We start from the raw sequence: 15,259 nt of genomic DNA on the forward strand, positions 1-15,259 counted from the left end.
GCGATATGAAAAATGCATTAATTGTAATATTGGTTTCCATGTTTGCCCTTAGCTGTGCTGCCATCAAAAGGGGGCCGGCCGATGCTTATAAGGATTACTCGGAAGACCTTTCGGAAACCCGGGTGACTTTTCCGGAATTACCCGACCCTGATGAAATGGAAAGTGAAAGTTCAGTTGCTAAAGGGGCAGGTTCACCAGTTGATGAGGACTTGGAGGAAGCCATAGGTTATTTTAAACGTGACAACGAGGATAAGCAATATTACAATGGCTTTACCATTTTGGTTTACAGTGGCGTGGATAGGGACAAGGCTTTTGAAACCCGTAACGATCTGTACACCACCCACCCAGATGTGAAAGCCGATATGCAATACCAGCAGCCCCGGTATTTGGTGAAAGTTGGTCAATATGTAAATAGAATTGAAGCCCAATCTCTTTATTATAAAATTAAGGAGGATTTTCCTTCAGCAAGGATTATCCAAGATAGATTTGAAAGAGACGGTTTCGAAGAGAATGATATAGAAGACGATTTTGATGCTGAAAGATAAAATCAAAGCCCTTGCCGAAAAGTATAAAAGCGAGGTAATAGATAACAGAAGGCACCTACATGCCAACCCGGAATTATCCTTCAAGGAATACAATACGAGCGCATTTGTGGAAACACAGTTGCGCTCGTATGGCATTACGGAGATCGAGAAAAAGTCAGATACTGGCTGGGTGGCCTTGATAAAAGGGAAGAATCCCGATAAAAAAATAGTGGCCCTCCGCGGTGACATGGATGCCCTTCCCATAGAAGAGCAAAATGACGTTTCCTATAAATCCCAAAATCCGGGTGTGATGCATGCTTGTGGGCATGATGTTCATACAGCATCTCTATTGGGCGCTGCAAAAATCCTCCAGGAGCTTAGAGAGGAATTTGAAGGAACAATCAAATTAGTTTTTCAACCTGGTGAGGAATTGCTTCCAGGCGGTGCTTCATTGATGATAAAAGATGGTGCCTTAGAGAAACCTCGTCCTAGTGGCATTGTAGGGCAGCATGTGATGCCCTTGATTGATGTAGGGAAAGTTGGCTTCAGAAAAGGCATGTATATGGCCAGTACCGATGAACTTTACCTTACAGTAAAAGGTAAAGGCGGTCATGGTGCTATGCCGGAAAACTTTATTGACCCGGTACTTATAGCCAGTCACATCATCGTAGCCCTTCAGCAAATTGTCAGCAGAAAAGCCAGTCCTAAAACCCCTACAGTCCTATCATTTGGTAGAGTCCAGGCAAACGGAGCCACCAATATCATACCTGAAAAGGTTGAAATTGAAGGCACCTTCCGGACTCTTAACGAAAAATGGAGGACTGAAGCCCATGCTGCCATGGTCAAAATGGCCGAAGGAATTGCCGAAGGCATGGGCGGGTCGGTAGATTTTGAAGTCAGAAAGGGTTACCCATTTTTGGTCAACGAACCTCAATTAACTTCCCGTGCCGAGGAAGCTGCCAAGCAGTATCTTGGCGAGGAAAATGTGGAAGAATTAGATATCTGGATGGCAGCTGAGGATTTTTCCTACTATACCCAAGAAATGCCTGGCTGTTTCTACCGTCTAGGTATCCGTAACGAAGAAAAAGGAATCACTTCTGGAGTGCATTCGCCTACATTCGATATCGATGAAGATGCCCTTGAAGTCGGTTCCGGCCTAATGGCTTTCATCGCAGTGAATGAATTAGCAACAGAGTAGGGGTTTAGAGCCTCTAATCCTATCTCAACTTATAAACGCCTTCCTTTTGCGGGCGGTAAAGGTCTTTCAGCGCTGGAATTTGAAGGAGCAATTCCTCAAATACGCCATCCTCATCAATGATGTACTCAGGCTTCTCATTGTTGAAATACTTAAAGGTGGTGGCCATGTCATGGAGATCCTCAAAATCGGTCAAAACCCTCTTGGAAAGGTTGTAATTCAAAAAGGGCGTGGAGGGATAGGCATGTTGATAATAGCCCATATCCGTACCTAGCACGACCACTCTTCTGTCTCGAGTGAAGTTGTACTTTGTATCTTTTTCAACCCCATAAGCCGTAATCCTTCCAGATTCTATTTTCTGAAAGGTCCAAGCGTAGCCCACTAATGGCACCAAAATCAAAAAGCTATAAAAGAAGCCTCTCAATACAGCTCTCCGTTCCACATTCATGAAAATCTGGTTGATAAAGTAGGTCAGAGCTGGTAACAAGGCAAGCATTTGATAAGGTGTTCTCCTATTAGAAAGCAATAGAGTAAGTAGCGCAAAAAGCATGTAAAGCATCATCAGCTGCATTTGCTTCTGCTGGTTGATGGTTTGGCTCCGCATCAGGGAACTGAAAAGGAAACCACTTGCCGCAAACCCAAAAGGAACTATAAACAAGATCAACATATCCAAATAGGTCACATGGATATAGGTTTCAATGATTCTGGTAGCAAACACAAATTCCATCAGAAATTCTGGCAATCCATCCTGCCAAAAATAATACAAACTGCAAAGCAGAATTGGCTGGAAATATCCGACCATGGATAGAATGAAGTGGTTGAAACTAAATCCCGATACGGCAATGCCCGCTACAATCAAATAAGGTAGGAAGAAAATCAAGGGAAAGTGGAAGCAAGCAGCAATTCCGCCAAACACCCCGACCATCAAGACAGACTCAGTACTATCCTCGCTCAACAAAGTCAAACTGAAAATTTTCCCCAAAGCCAAAACTAGAAATGTGCTGCCAAGCAAGGCGGGTGAAAGAGTCAGAAAGTCAAAGGAAAGGTGGAACAGGACCCCCATCACCAATGCAGGTAGGTATGTTGTGTCGGCGAAAGCCCGATACCGAATAAACAAGTGGTTTATATAGACAATCTGAAAGATAATGATCAATCCTGCAATAATCTGGTAGGCCATTAATGATCTTCCAAAAGCCATATCCACTAGCCAATAAATCCCAGCCGAAAATGGACCGTTGTCATCGATTATATCAAGATACATATTGTACCCTTGTGACATCCGCTCACCTGTCAGCATCCACATAAGCTCTGGGGTGAGTAGCGGAATATCCATCAGCAGATAAGGCACCCGAAGGATAAGCAGGATTACCAAAATGCCGGCAATCCGAAACGGGTCATTGACTTTAAAAAAACTTAACAAGGGCGATTAGGGTTGAATGTTTAGCAATCTGCAAACACGAAATTAAACCTTACGCATTTAATTCACTACATTTGTAACGATAATTATCAGTTATGGAAAGCAAAAGACAGCAAAAATATTCAAAGTTAATCCAGAAAGAGGTTGGGGAAATCTTCCAACGCGAGGGACGTCATCTGGTCGGCAGCGCCATGGTGACCGTAACCCGTGTGTTGATGAGCCCTGATTTGGGAGTGGCTAAGATTTACCTTAGCTTTTTGTTGACTAACAATAAGGAGACTTTTGAGAAAATAGAAGACAGTAAGAAAGAAATCCGCAAGCACCTTGGCCGTAGAATCGGTAAAAGTGTTAGGGTAATTCCCGAACTTGCATTCTTTCCTGATGATTCAGCGGCCTATGCGCAGTATATGGATAAGGTAATATCTGACCTTGACATTCCAAAGACTGATGAGGACGAAGATGATGAGGATGACAAATAATTAACCGCTTTACCAATCTTGAACCTATCTTTTTTCATAGCTTCCCGATATTTCCGAAGCAAAAAGAAGCGAAATTTCATCACCATTCTTTCCCGGATTTCTATGATCGGGGTAGCGGTAGGCACTATGGCTCTGATCATAGTGCTTTCGGTGTTTAATGGCTTGGAAGATCTTATCCGGGGCCTTTATGCCTCCTTTGATGCGGAATTGAAGGTAGAGGCAGCAGTAGGGAAGTCTTTCCGTGTGGAAAAAGATTGGCTCAATGATATTCAAGCTGTGGAAGGAGTCGAAGTGGTCACCGAGGTGATCGAGGACAATGCCCTTTTCGGTTACAAAGGCGTGCAAAAGGTGGCTAAGCTAAAAGGCGTGTCGGACAACTTTTTGGATCAGGGCAGGTTTGAGCAGGGCTATTTTCGTGGAAAGCTTTCCCTGGGTACAGAAAAACAACCCGAAGCCATTCTTGGTATGGGTGTGGCCAGTACGCTTCGAGTGGATATTAATAATGATCTGGAATTTCTGACCGTTTATTATCCCAAAGCAAGCCGATCAGGAACAATCGATCCCCGCCAAATGTATAACCGGGAAATCATCCGGCCTATAGGCTATTTCAGCATTGAAAAGCAGTTTGACGATGAATATATCATTGCCCCGATTGGCTTTGTGGAGGAATTACTCGAGTATGGCAATCGTAGAACCGCTTTGGAAATAAAAGTTCAGGATGGATATCGTATCTCACAAGTGAAGCGAAATCTTCGTGAACATTTAGGTCAAGATTTCCTCGTAAGGGACACCGATGAGCAGCATGCCTCATTATTGCGAGCTATCAAGATCGAAAAATTGTTTGTTTACCTCACACTTACCTTTATTCTTGCCGTCGCATCGTTCAACATTTTTTTCTCTCTAAGTATGTTGGCAATAGAGAAAAAGAAAGACATAGCCGTGCTCAAGGCACTGGGTGCCAAAGACAGCCTAATTCAGGCAATTTACCTGAAACAAGGAGCTATAATCGCATTTTCCGGTGCTATTATCGGATTGGTTTTGGGCTTTTTGATCGTGTGGCTGCAGGATACTTTCGGGCTTGTGAGTTTGGGTGTGGCCAGTTCCATCATTGACAATTATCCTGTCAAAATGGTGTGGACCGACTTTTTATATACCTGCATCAGTGTGATTGCCATAACCCTAATGGCTTCCTACCGTCCAGCTATAATTGCCTCTAAAGTTAAAACAATTGAACAACTTTGATTGGTCAATTTTCGGATCTTTTATAGGGCTTTTTTCCTAAATTTTGATTATTTTGCGAGCTATTGTATTATGGATTTTGTGCCTTCATCGCCATTTTCCCTCCGTTGCTTGTAACCTGATTGATTATGAAAGTTTCTTCAGAGAAGCCCTTTGAAATTGTTTATGCCCTCTTTATCCACGAATACTTTGGGATTCTGTTTGAGTCCTTTGTGGTACAACTGGATGAGCGGGGAAGGCTTTCATATGCCAATCAAAACATCTCCTTCAAGAATGCAAAAGATTTTGCATCTGGCCTTGATGATAGGGATTATGAACTCATCAAGCTCATGGACAATATGCAGCATGATGCTATTTCCAAAAAGTTCAACACCAAAAATCTAAAGCCAAAAGAGTTTATCCGGAAGGTCTACGATGATAAAACCGGTAACAAAACTATACAGGAACAAATTGAAGTAAAGCTGGAGAGCTTGAGGGCAGAGGTATTGGAGAAACTTCAAGGCAAGCGACTTTTCGAGATGGGCAACGATGGCAATCCCATCTGGAAGGAAATCCAAGTGATGCCCAACAAGGCTTCCGTACTTTTCCATTTCAGAAGAAATGATGAAAATACCCATTATTTTCCCACCATCAAATATGACGGTGAAAGGCTGGAATGGCAATACAAAAACGGCTACCTCATCTGCAAAGAACCGGCGTGGCTCGTGGTGGATCAAAAGCTTTATAGTTTTGAGAAAAATGTTGACGGCAAGAAACTGACGCCATTCCTGAACAAGAAATTTATCGTCATCCCTAAGAAAGTAGAGCAGTCATACTACGAAAAATTTGTGACCCAACTGGTCAGTTCTTTTGACGTATATGCCAAAGGCTTTGATATCAAAGTAGAAAGAAAGCAGCCGGAGCCATTCCTAAGCCTAAGCGACCTACCTGGAAATGGGGCTTCACAGGACCTGTTCGGCAATGCTACCTCCGGTGAGGGAGAATCTGAGGACAAAATCATTTTTGACCTTAAATTTCAATACGGTAACTATTCCTTCCGATCCGATGAAAAACGTCCCAATGATGTGAAATTGGAACAACAAGGAGATAATTATATTTTCTACAAGGTCATGAGGGACCTTGAAAAGGAGAAAAGCTACGGCGACTACCTCAAAGAAATGGGGCTGCCTGTGAAATCTTCCCGTTTTTCCCTCGAAAAGACTAAAGCCTTCGATTGGATAAACCATAATCGCGAGCAGTTGGAGTCCATGGGGGTGAAAATCCTTCAGAACAACAATCTCGAGGGGAAAAGGTACTTCATTGGGCAAGCGTCTATTTCGGTGGAAATTAAAGAAAACATCGACTGGTTTGATGTCAACGCCATCATCAAGTTTGGTGAGTTTGAAATTCCTTTTCACAAAATCCGGAAAATGCTTATCCAAGGCAAGAATGAATTTGAGCTGCCAAATGGAGAGATTGCTGTAATACCTGACAGCTGGTTTGTCAATTATGCGGAGATTTTTGCCTTTCTAGAAGATACGGATGCTACCCACGAGCATCATAAACTTAAAAAGCATCATATAGCCCTCGCCCAGGAGTTGGAGAAAGGGCAATTAATCAACCTTACCTTGAGCCGCAAGCTTGAAAAGCTTAAAGACTTTTCAAATATTGAGGATTACGACTTACCCAAAACATTCAGGGGGGAGCTCAGGCCATACCAGAAAGCTGGTTACAATTGGCTTAGGTTTTTGAATGACTACAGTTTCGGTGGTTGTCTCGCTGATGATATGGGTCTGGGTAAGACAGTACAGACCCTTGCTTTGCTGGCCCATGAAAAGGAGATAAACCCCGACAGTACTTCATTATTAGTGATGCCAACTTCCCTAATTTATAACTGGGAGTTGGAGGCGAGAAAATTTACCCCTAAACTCAAGATTTTAACCTATACCGGTTCTTTCCGTGTCAAAGATACCTCCAAGTTCGCCAACTATGATTTGGTACTAACTTCATACGGTATCACAAGGCTAGATATAGAGGTGTTGAAGCAATTTTACTTCAACTACGTGATTCTGGATGAATCTCAGGCGATCAAAAATCCAGGCAGCAATATTTCCAAAGCGGTCAATCATTTTGCCTGTAAAAACAAACTTATCCTAACGGGCACTCCGGTGGAAAATGGAACCATGGACTTATGGTCTCAGATGAACTTCATCAATCCAGGTCTGCTTGGCAACCAGAGCCTTTTCAAAAAACAGTTTCTTTTTCCTATCGAGAAAAAGAACGACATGGATAAAGCTCAAAAGCTCCATGCTACGATAAAGCCATTCATCCTCCGTAGACTCAAAACACAGGTAGCTACCGATCTTCCCGAAAAGCTGATTAACGTGAAGTATTCTTCCATGACCAGTGACCAGGAGAAAGCTTACGAAGAAGTGAAGAGCTATTACAGGGAGCAAATTGTCAACGAGTTGACAATGCCAGGAATGGCAAGAAAGCAGTTCACCCTTTTAAGAGGTTTAACACAGCTTAGACAAATTGCCAACCACCCGAAAATGACGGATAAATCTTATAAGGGTGATTCCGGCAAGCTGGAGGATGTGACACACATGCTCCACTCCGCTGCCAGTGAGGGTCACAAGGTTTTGGTATTTAGCCAATTTGTAAGACACTTAGCGATTGTAAAAGAGTTTTTGGATGAGGAGAATATCCGATATGCCTATTTGGATGGTACAACCAAGGACCGACAAGGGCAGGTGAAGGAATTCCAAGAAAACGATGATGTCAAGATTTTCCTTATATCCTTAAAAGCCGGTGGTGTTGGACTCAATCTTACCAAGGCAGAATATGTATTCTTACTTGACCCATGGTGGAATCCAGCTGTGGAAGCGCAGGCGATTGACCGTGCCCATAGAATCGGGCAGGAAAATAAGGTCATGATTTATAAATTCATCACTCGTAATACGGTGGAGGAAAAAATTATGGCCCTGCAGGAAAAGAAAATGGCCTTGGCCGGAGAGCTGATCAGCACCGAGGAAAGCTTCATGAAGAGCCTCAGCAAGGAGGATATCGAAGCGCTTCTGGATTAAGTTGTAATCGTACGCTCAATGTTTTGGGGAAGTCTGGTGAGCAGTTCATAATTGACCTGTTGGGAGGTTTCACCAAAAGAGGCCACGGTGAGTTCCTGTGAGCGTTGCTTTCCGATAATCACCACTTCCTCTCCAGCTTTTACATTTCTGAGCTCTGTGATGTCCACGGCGATGCTGTTCATAGTCACCGTTCCGACTACAGATACGATTTTGCCATGTATGAGCACCTTGCCCAGATTGCTCAGCGTCCGACTAAATCCGTGCGCATAACCCACAGGCACTAATGCAATCCTCATGTTTCGTGGAGCCATGTAACTGGTGCCGTAACCGACAAAATCCCCCATTTTTACTTCTTTGAGACTCATGATTTCACTTTTCCAGCTTAGAAGCCTTCTAAGTGGGTTTTTGGTCGTTTGGGTGAGCAAGTGTTTGTATTTGGCCATGTAGGTTTCTTGGCTTGGCCAAAAGCCATAGAGCAAAATACCAATGCGCACCATATCCATTACCGTTTCTGGGTATGTAAGTGCTGCGGCAGAACAGGCCGTGTGATAAAGTGAAAATGCCAGCCCTTTTTCTGTAAAGTACTCCTTAAAGCGATGAAAGACATCTATCTGCTCCTTCACACGTACATAATTGCTGATACTTTCCGCCCCAGCATAATGGGTACAAAGGCCACATAACACCAAATGATCGAGGTTTTCTACCAGAATCTTACTCAGCTTTTCTCTCTCTGTCCATTCAAATCCGGTGCGGTGGAAACCTGTTTCTACCTCAATATGGATTTTGGCCTTTTTTCCTTTGTGCTTGGCAATCGTCAGAATTTTTTCCAGCCGATCCATACCGAAGACAAATATGCTCAAGCCATTTTCCACTATCCATTCTAATTGAGATTCTGTTGACATTCCCATGATCATGATGTGACTTCCTTTCTTACTGGCATGGAAAACTCGGTAAGCTTCATCTACGCTAAACGTACTGAAATGACGGACACCTGAACTTTCAGCGATTTTGACCATGTTTTCGATTCCGTGTCCATAGGCATTGCCTTTTACCACTGCGGAAATTATAGGGTGCTCCCCGATTTCCTGTCTGATATAGCTGAGGTTTTTTTTGTACGCGGATTTGCTGATTTGGATATAGCTGGTTCCCTGCATGGTCAATAATGAAATTCCTTTAAAGTTTCTATAAAAATACCAACCCCAGTGCCGATGATTTCGTCCGGGAAGTCATAGGTGGGTTCGTGAAGTTGAGGCTGCTTTTTGCCCGCCCCAAGGCCAAATAAAGCTGTTTTGGTCTCTTTAGAAAAATGACCAAAATCCTCCGACCATCTAAATGGTAGCCGGATGTTTTTGGTCTTTAATTTCAGCCGCTTCGCCGCTTCCTTGACCAATTTATAAGCTTCCTCACTGTTTTCAGTCGCAGCAAATGACTCCGTGTAACTGATTTCTGCTTTTAACTTGTTTTCCTCCGCCACCTTATGGACCAACGCTTCCGAATAACTTCTCAAGTCGGCTAGAGTTTCATTGTCGTGGCTGCGCAAAGTTGCCATGATGGTAGCATCTCCCGGGGCGGTGCCAAAGGCCCTTTTGCCCAATTGGGCATGCACCACTGTAGTAAGTGCAAAGTTCTTCATGCTCTCAGGAAGTAACGGTAAACCCACCATAAGGGTGCTCATCGCTAAAGAAGGACTTATTCCATCTTCTGGATGCGCTGCATGGGATGTTTTTCCAGTTAGTTTTATGATCATGCCGGTAGAGGCTGCGGCAAATGAACCCTTTTTAATGACTACCTGATTTTCGGGATAGCCGGGTAGATTATGGAGGGCAAAAGCATAATCGGGTTTAAAATCCTGATAGGTCTTGTCGTTGATTACCTTTTCCGCTCCCTCTCCAGTTTCCTCAGCCGGTTGGAAAAGCAAAACAACTTTTCCTTTTTCGGGGGGATGCTGGAAAAGATGAACTCCGACCCCTGCCACTATCGCCATATGGCCATCGTGCCCGCAAGTATGCGACTTTCCATCGTTTTTGGAAGCATGTTTACTTTCGCTCAAATCCTCAATCGGCAAACCGTCCAATTCGCATCTTATCATCGTGGTGGGACCAGCTTCCTTTCCGTCAAACTGAAAGGCTATTCCATGTCCGCCTAAGTTTTCAAATTTCTTTGCAGGGTCTAAAGCTTGGAAAAAGTCCTTCACCATCTTGGCAGTCCCCTTTTCCTCATGGGAAAGCTCGGGGTATTGATGAAGTTTACGTCTAAAATCAGTGAGGCTTTTGAGTTCTTTTTGGGTCATGCTAAATTTTTTTGTTATCTATTCAACCTCTAATAGAGCTTTCTGTTTGGCTATCCCTTTCAAACCTGAGGAGCAAGTTGGGATCTAGACAGATTTTACAATAATAGTCGGCTTCATGGGCAGCACTCACACCCGGGAAATCCCCGTCATTTTCCAGCATGTCATTCATTAATTGAAAATGTAGATGTGGGGGCCAATTACCATTTTCCTCTTCCTCGCCCAAATGGCAAAACAGTTGTCCCTGCTTTATTTCCTGACCTTTATCCAGCCCTTCCAAGTCTTGGCGCATCAGGTGGCCATAAAGTGTAAAGAACGTTATTCCTTCTACCTCATGTTCAAGAATGATTGTCGGGCCGTAGTTTCCGTAACCGGCATTGTCCCGGAAACTGTGGATTTTCCCATCGAATGGCGCATAAACGGGTGCTTTTGCCTCAGTCCAAATATCTACGCCCAGGTGAATATTCCGGAAAGCCTCATCGTGTGCAAATACCTCCGATCGTCTATAAATATCCCTATTTTCCATATATCCGCCGATACCATACTTTTTGCCATTCATCTGTTGTTTGATAAAACGGTTGAAATCAGCGATGTCCAGTAGGTTTACTTCCGATAAATGGGGATTGCTGACTGTGAGGTTCAGCACTTTGGTGTTTTTGGCGGTCAATTGCTCTCCCATGATTGGGTAGGCGTCCTTTTGTCGAAAAAGCTTATTATAATCCATTCAATATCAATTTACCCTTTCAATATAAGCATTGTGCTCAGGAAAATGTTAATTTGCCAGCAAAAGGAATCAACCGCTCCATACTATGTCGACTTTCGAACTGCCAAGCCTTGAAAATATCCGTGATGCCCACAAGGCCATTCAGCCCTTTATCCATCGCACTCCAGTGATGTCCTCTTCGGCAATCAACAAGATTGCCGGCTGCCACCTTTATTTCAAATGCGAAAACCTTCAGAAAGTGGGAGCCTTCAAAGCCAGGGGAGCAGCAAATGCCGTGCGAAAGCTCACTGATGAGCAAAAGTCCAAAGGCGTTGCGACCCATAGTAGCGGCAACCATGCGGCGGCCTTAGCCAGAGCGGCCCAAGTGGCGGGGATACCAGCTTACATCGTGATGCCCAAAACTGCTCCAAGTATTAAAAAAGCAGCAGTGGCTTCTTATGGAGGTGAAATCATCGAGTGCGAACCTACCCAGCAAGCCCGGGAGGAAATGTTGGAAAAGGTGGTGGAAAAAACCGGAGCGACCTTTATCCATCCTTATGACTTTATGGACGTCATCGAGGGGCAAGCCACAGCTGCCTTGGAATTGATTGAAGATGTGGAGGAGCTGGATGTGATCATTACCCCCGTAGGTGGTGGAGGTCTATTGGCGGGGACTCTTCTTACGGCCGGGTTTATGAACCCCAGCCTAGAAGTGTATGCCGGCGAACCCCAAGGGGCCGATGATGCTTATCGCTCCCTTCAAACAGGTACTCGCCAACCCAGCTTGAATCCCAATACCATAGCAGACGGTTTGCTTACCTCATTGGGGGAAATAAATTTTGCCATTATCCAAGGAAGGGTCAAAGAGATAATCACCGTTTCCGATGAAGAAATCAAAGCAGCCATGAAACTGATTTTGGAAAGAATGAAAATAGTGATTGAACCTTCGAGTGCAGTTCCTCTAGCTGCAATCCTGAAGCACCCCAGAAAATTCCAAGGTAAAAAGGTTGGACTTATCCTGACGGGGGGAAATGTATCGTTGAAGCTTTGATTAAAGCAGTCAGGTGCAATAGTAGAAAACAGGTTCAGAGAGACCATTAAAAAAAACACACAGATTTATGCGTTGCTCCCTTTGCGACTCACTTTGTGGCCTTTGCGAGAAACCTTTTAGAAACCTTTTAGGGACCTTACAGGGAATTTATAGGGACCTTATAGGGATATTGAGGTAGGGGTGAGCTAGGTCTCCTCCCATGTACGGTTAGGTCAAATATAGAGCTTGTCCATACCTCATCCATACCTAATCCGTACACTGCTAACTGGGCATATGGATAGAGGAAGAGTATGACCCGCCCCGAGTTAGGTATGCTTCGGTCTTTCATCCCATTATGGGAACGAAATGAAACTACCTTCCCATCTTTTCTTTCAGCTTGATGGCTTCATTGATTGGCAATGCCTTCACTTCATGACCATCTCGCCCTTTCATATCCTCTGCCGCAAAAAGGGAATTGATTATCGCCTCCTCAGTGGCCTCAATGGTGGCTAAGAATAGGGCGCTCATGTCGTCGTTTCGTAAAGTGGAGGTTTGAGATAGGGTGAGGGGTTTTTCACTGTGCGAAATGCGTAGTTCCTTGGCAGTGGAGAAAGCGATCACATAATCCCCCGAACCGTTAGAGGCTATACCGCCGGATTTGGCTAAACCGAGCATGCCGCGCTTGGCAATTCTTTCCAGATTTCTTTCTCCCACTGGGGCGTCGGTTGCAATGATGATCATTATGGAGCCATCTGCAGATTCCAACTGATTTTTGAAGGAATATTGCTCCAAATGCTTCCCTACAGGAAGGCCGTCAACAGTCAGGACCCCGCCAAAGTTGGACTGGACTAGAACTCCTACGGTATAGCCACCGAGGTTTGCTGGAAGCTTTCGGGAAGCTGTGCCGATCCCCCCTTTAAAACCAAAAGCCACAGTGCCTGTCCCGGCACCCACGTTTCCTTCCTCTACCTTGCCTCCTTTTGCATCCTCGATAGCCTGAAGCACATGGCTGGGGTTGATGGCTCTTTTCCTAATGGCATTTAGGTACCCATCATTGGTTTCCCCTACTACCGCATTTACGGAGTAGACGTTGCTGTTTTCCACCCAGGAAAAAGTATAATCAATAACCCCCTCTATCCCAGCCGCCACACTCAATGTATTGGTCAGGATTATGGGGCTTTCTAGGTTTCCCAGTTCCTTGACTTGGCTGTAGCCAGCCAATTTCCCAAAGCCGTTACCAAGGTAAATGGCTGCGGGGACCTTGTTCTGGAAAATGTTTTCATCATGAGGAAGAATAGCAGTCACTCCCGTTCGGATGTTATCTCCTTCATGCAGAGTAATATGGCCAACCTTTACCCCGTCCACATCCGTGATGGAATTGAGCGGTCCGGGAGACATTACACCGAATTCAAACCCGTAATCCCTAGCCCTCTGCTGAGCGGAACTGTTTTCCATCACCAACATCACGGACAAGGCCAAAAGTACCTTTTTCATTAGCCGAAAATCTTCAAGAACAGTTTGGAAATTCTCTTTTCGGCGAAGCCATATGGGGGATAAAACATTTTGGCTGGCGTCATTCCCACTCTTTGTTTCAGAACTGCCTTTTCATTGCTGAAAGCCTTAAATCCAAAGTGTCCATGGGCTTTTCCTATACCGCTCTCATTCACCCCGCCAAAGGGAAGTTCAGGCTGCAAATAATGTATAATGCAGTCATTGATACAGACCCCGCCAGAAGAAGTATTGCTTAAAACAAAATCGATCACAAATTGCTCGTCAGAGAAAATATAAAGCGCCAAAGGTTTTGGCTTGCTGTTAATGGTGTGGACGATGTCCTCGATATCTGTGTAGGTAACAACTGGTAATATTGGCCCAAAAATTTCCTCCTGCATGATGTCCATGGCATCAGTTACCTGAGTCAGGATGGTAGGCTCCAAGTAATTTTCTTCCTCATCCATATCGCCACCGAAGAAAATCGATGCACCTTTGAGACGTGCATCACTAAGTAATCTGGTTAATTTCTTGTGGTGTCTGGAGTTGATGATGCGAGCGAAATCTTTACTTTTTGCGATAGCCTTTCCTTTGGTACCATACATCTTCTGAATCTGGTTTTTAACTTCAGCCAAAACCGGATCCAATATGCTGGAGTGGACCATCAAATAGTCAGGAGCAACGCAGGTTTGGCCCGCATTCATGAATTTTGCCCAAACAACTTTTTGTGCAGCATCTTCCAGATTTACATTTTTATCAATGATCACAGGGTTTTTCCCACCCAGTTCCAAAGTCACTGAACTGAGGTTTTCTGCGGCTGCCTTCATTACAATCCGTCCCACCTTGGGGCTTCCGGTGAAGAAAATATGGTCAAAAGGTTTTTCCAAAAGCATTGTGGAAACCTCTACCTCACCTTCAAACAAGGCCACATCATCACGGGAAAAGACCTCCATCACCATTCTTCTGAGCAGGGCGCTGGTGTGGGGTGAACTTTCCGATGGCTTGATTATGGCAGTGCAACCAGCTGCCAATGCTGAAACAAGCGGTGTGATTGCCAATTGAAATGGAAAATTCCAAGAAGAAATGATCAGTGATGTTCCCTTTGGCTCAAATTGTATATAGGATGAACTACCGGTTAAGGTAATGGGGCTTTTAACTTTTTTTGGCTGCATCCATTTACTCAGGTTTTTTAGAGCTAGGTTGATTTCGGAAAGCACTAAGTAGGTTTCCGTCAAATCCACTTCGGTGGCAGGCTTTTTAAAATCAGCGTAAAGGGCCTTGCGAATTTCTGCTTTGTTTCTCTTAATCCATTCTCTCAGTTTGGAGAGCTTGCGCGCCCGTTCCTCTTTGGTGCTAAGGCGGAGCTTGAGGGCTTGCTGCCTATGAAGTTCAAAAGTTTCGTTGATTTCTTCCTGTAACTTGGATAAGTTTCTGTTTTCCATGAATCAGTGGTTTGTTTTCAAGTTAGTCAAAATAGGCCAATAACAAAAATTAGGATACCAATGGGTTTTAATTGGTTAAAACCCTGTAAAGGGGTATTTCGTTTTATATTTATGACAGAAAATTAATTTATAAGGTTATGGTTTGGAGTTTAGATAAGTTAAATCTTCAATCAAAGCTGCTGGAGACTTACAAACGCGAGGTTTTGGAAAAGTATGTGAGGCGGTTGGTTAAAGATAAAAAGACAAAAATCAAGTAAAAAACAATTGAAAAGCAGGTTAACTCACCTGCTTTTTTTATGCATATAAAAGCACTTTATCACATTATCTTGAGGAATTATTTACTTTGTAAAAAAATATCCCCTAGATAAATAACATTTTTTGCATTTTAAT

At 43.9% G+C, this 15,259-nt stretch carries 12 protein-coding genes; 6 read left to right on the top strand and 6 right to left on the bottom strand.

Translation table 11 applies throughout. From position 1 onward, the window contains the following. The first annotated feature begins 5 nt into the window (after positions 1-5). Together FPL27_RS01665 and FPL27_RS01670 are read left to right on the top strand one after the other, a co-directional pair. Positions 6-545: a hypothetical protein gene (locus tag FPL27_RS01665; RefSeq protein ID WP_143959430.1), complete on the top strand. Its 540-nt coding sequence runs from the start codon at positions 6-8 to the stop codon at positions 543-545. Continuing rightward, positions 532-1,722: a M20 metallopeptidase family protein gene (locus FPL27_RS01670; protein ID WP_143959431.1), complete on the top strand. Its 1,191-nt coding sequence runs from the start codon at positions 532-534 to the stop codon at positions 1,720-1,722. The genes FPL27_RS01665 and FPL27_RS01670 overlap by 14 nt, the downstream gene beginning before the upstream one ends. A gap of 19 nt (positions 1,723-1,741) precedes the next feature. On the opposite strand, the gene FPL27_RS01675 is transcribed toward FPL27_RS01670, so the two are convergent. Then, positions 1,742-3,139, bottom strand: a complete 1,398-nt coding sequence (locus FPL27_RS01675) for a hypothetical protein (protein WP_143959432.1) — start codon at positions 3,137-3,139, stop codon at positions 1,742-1,744. Positions 3,140-3,231: 92 nt separating this feature from the next. Here FPL27_RS01675 and rbfA point away from each other — a divergent pair, with 92 nt between their 5' ends. The 3 genes from rbfA (at position 3,232) to FPL27_RS01690 (ending at position 7,919) form a co-directional block, all read left to right on the top strand. Further along, positions 3,232-3,615, top strand: coding sequence for a 30S ribosome-binding factor RbfA (rbfA, locus tag FPL27_RS01680; RefSeq protein WP_143959433.1), 384 nt, complete (start codon positions 3,232-3,234; stop codon positions 3,613-3,615). Positions 3,616-3,633: 18 nt separating this feature from the next. Beyond that, the gene (locus tag FPL27_RS01685; RefSeq protein ID WP_143959434.1) at positions 3,634-4,857 is read left to right on the top strand and encodes an FtsX-like permease family protein; all 1,224 of its coding nucleotides are present in this window, start codon (positions 3,634-3,636) and stop codon (positions 4,855-4,857) included. Between the two features lie 125 nt (positions 4,858-4,982). Beyond that, positions 4,983-7,919 (top strand): DEAD/DEAH box helicase, encoded by a 2,937-nt coding sequence (locus FPL27_RS01690; protein ID WP_143959435.1) that lies wholly within the window; start codon positions 4,983-4,985, stop codon positions 7,917-7,919. Here the strand turns inward: FPL27_RS01690 and alr are convergent. Genes alr through FPL27_RS01705 form a run of 3 tightly spaced genes read right to left on the bottom strand, consistent with a single transcriptional unit; the run spans position 7,916 to position 10,930 of the window. Next, entirely contained in the window at positions 7,916-9,073 is a 1,158-nt protein-coding gene (alr, locus tag FPL27_RS01695; RefSeq protein WP_143959436.1) for an alanine racemase, read from the bottom strand. The genes FPL27_RS01690 and alr overlap by 4 nt on opposite strands. Positions 9,074-9,075: 2 nt before the next feature. Beyond that, a complete protein-coding gene (locus FPL27_RS01700; RefSeq protein WP_143959437.1) occupies positions 9,076-10,209 on the bottom strand; it encodes an amidohydrolase in 1,134 nt (377 codons plus the stop codon). Between the two features lie 22 nt (positions 10,210-10,231). Next, positions 10,232-10,930, bottom strand: coding sequence for a peptidoglycan DD-metalloendopeptidase family protein (locus FPL27_RS01705; protein ID WP_143959438.1), 699 nt, complete (start codon positions 10,928-10,930; stop codon positions 10,232-10,234). Positions 10,931-11,015: 85 nt separating this feature from the next. Between FPL27_RS01705 and FPL27_RS01710 the strand changes: the two genes are divergently transcribed. Beyond that, entirely contained in the window at positions 11,016-11,960 is a 945-nt protein-coding gene (locus FPL27_RS01710) for a pyridoxal-phosphate dependent enzyme (RefSeq protein WP_143959439.1), read from the top strand. A 351-nt stretch (positions 11,961-12,311) separates the two neighbouring features. Here the strand turns inward: FPL27_RS01710 and FPL27_RS01715 are convergent, their stop codons facing one another. Beyond that, positions 12,312-13,433, bottom strand: a complete 1,122-nt coding sequence (locus FPL27_RS01715) for a DmpA family aminopeptidase (protein ID WP_143959440.1) — start codon at positions 13,431-13,433, stop codon at positions 12,312-12,314. Then, positions 13,433-14,869, bottom strand: a complete 1,437-nt coding sequence (locus tag FPL27_RS01720; RefSeq protein ID WP_143959441.1) for an aldehyde dehydrogenase family protein — start codon at positions 14,867-14,869, stop codon at positions 13,433-13,435. The genes FPL27_RS01715 and FPL27_RS01720 overlap by 1 nt, the downstream gene beginning before the upstream one ends. Positions 14,870-15,259: the final 390 nt, after the last annotated feature.

This window comes from Litoribacter populi (genome assembly GCF_007483685.1).
In the GTDB taxonomy this organism is placed as follows: domain Bacteria; phylum Bacteroidota; class Bacteroidia; order Cytophagales; family Cyclobacteriaceae; genus Litoribacter; species Litoribacter populi.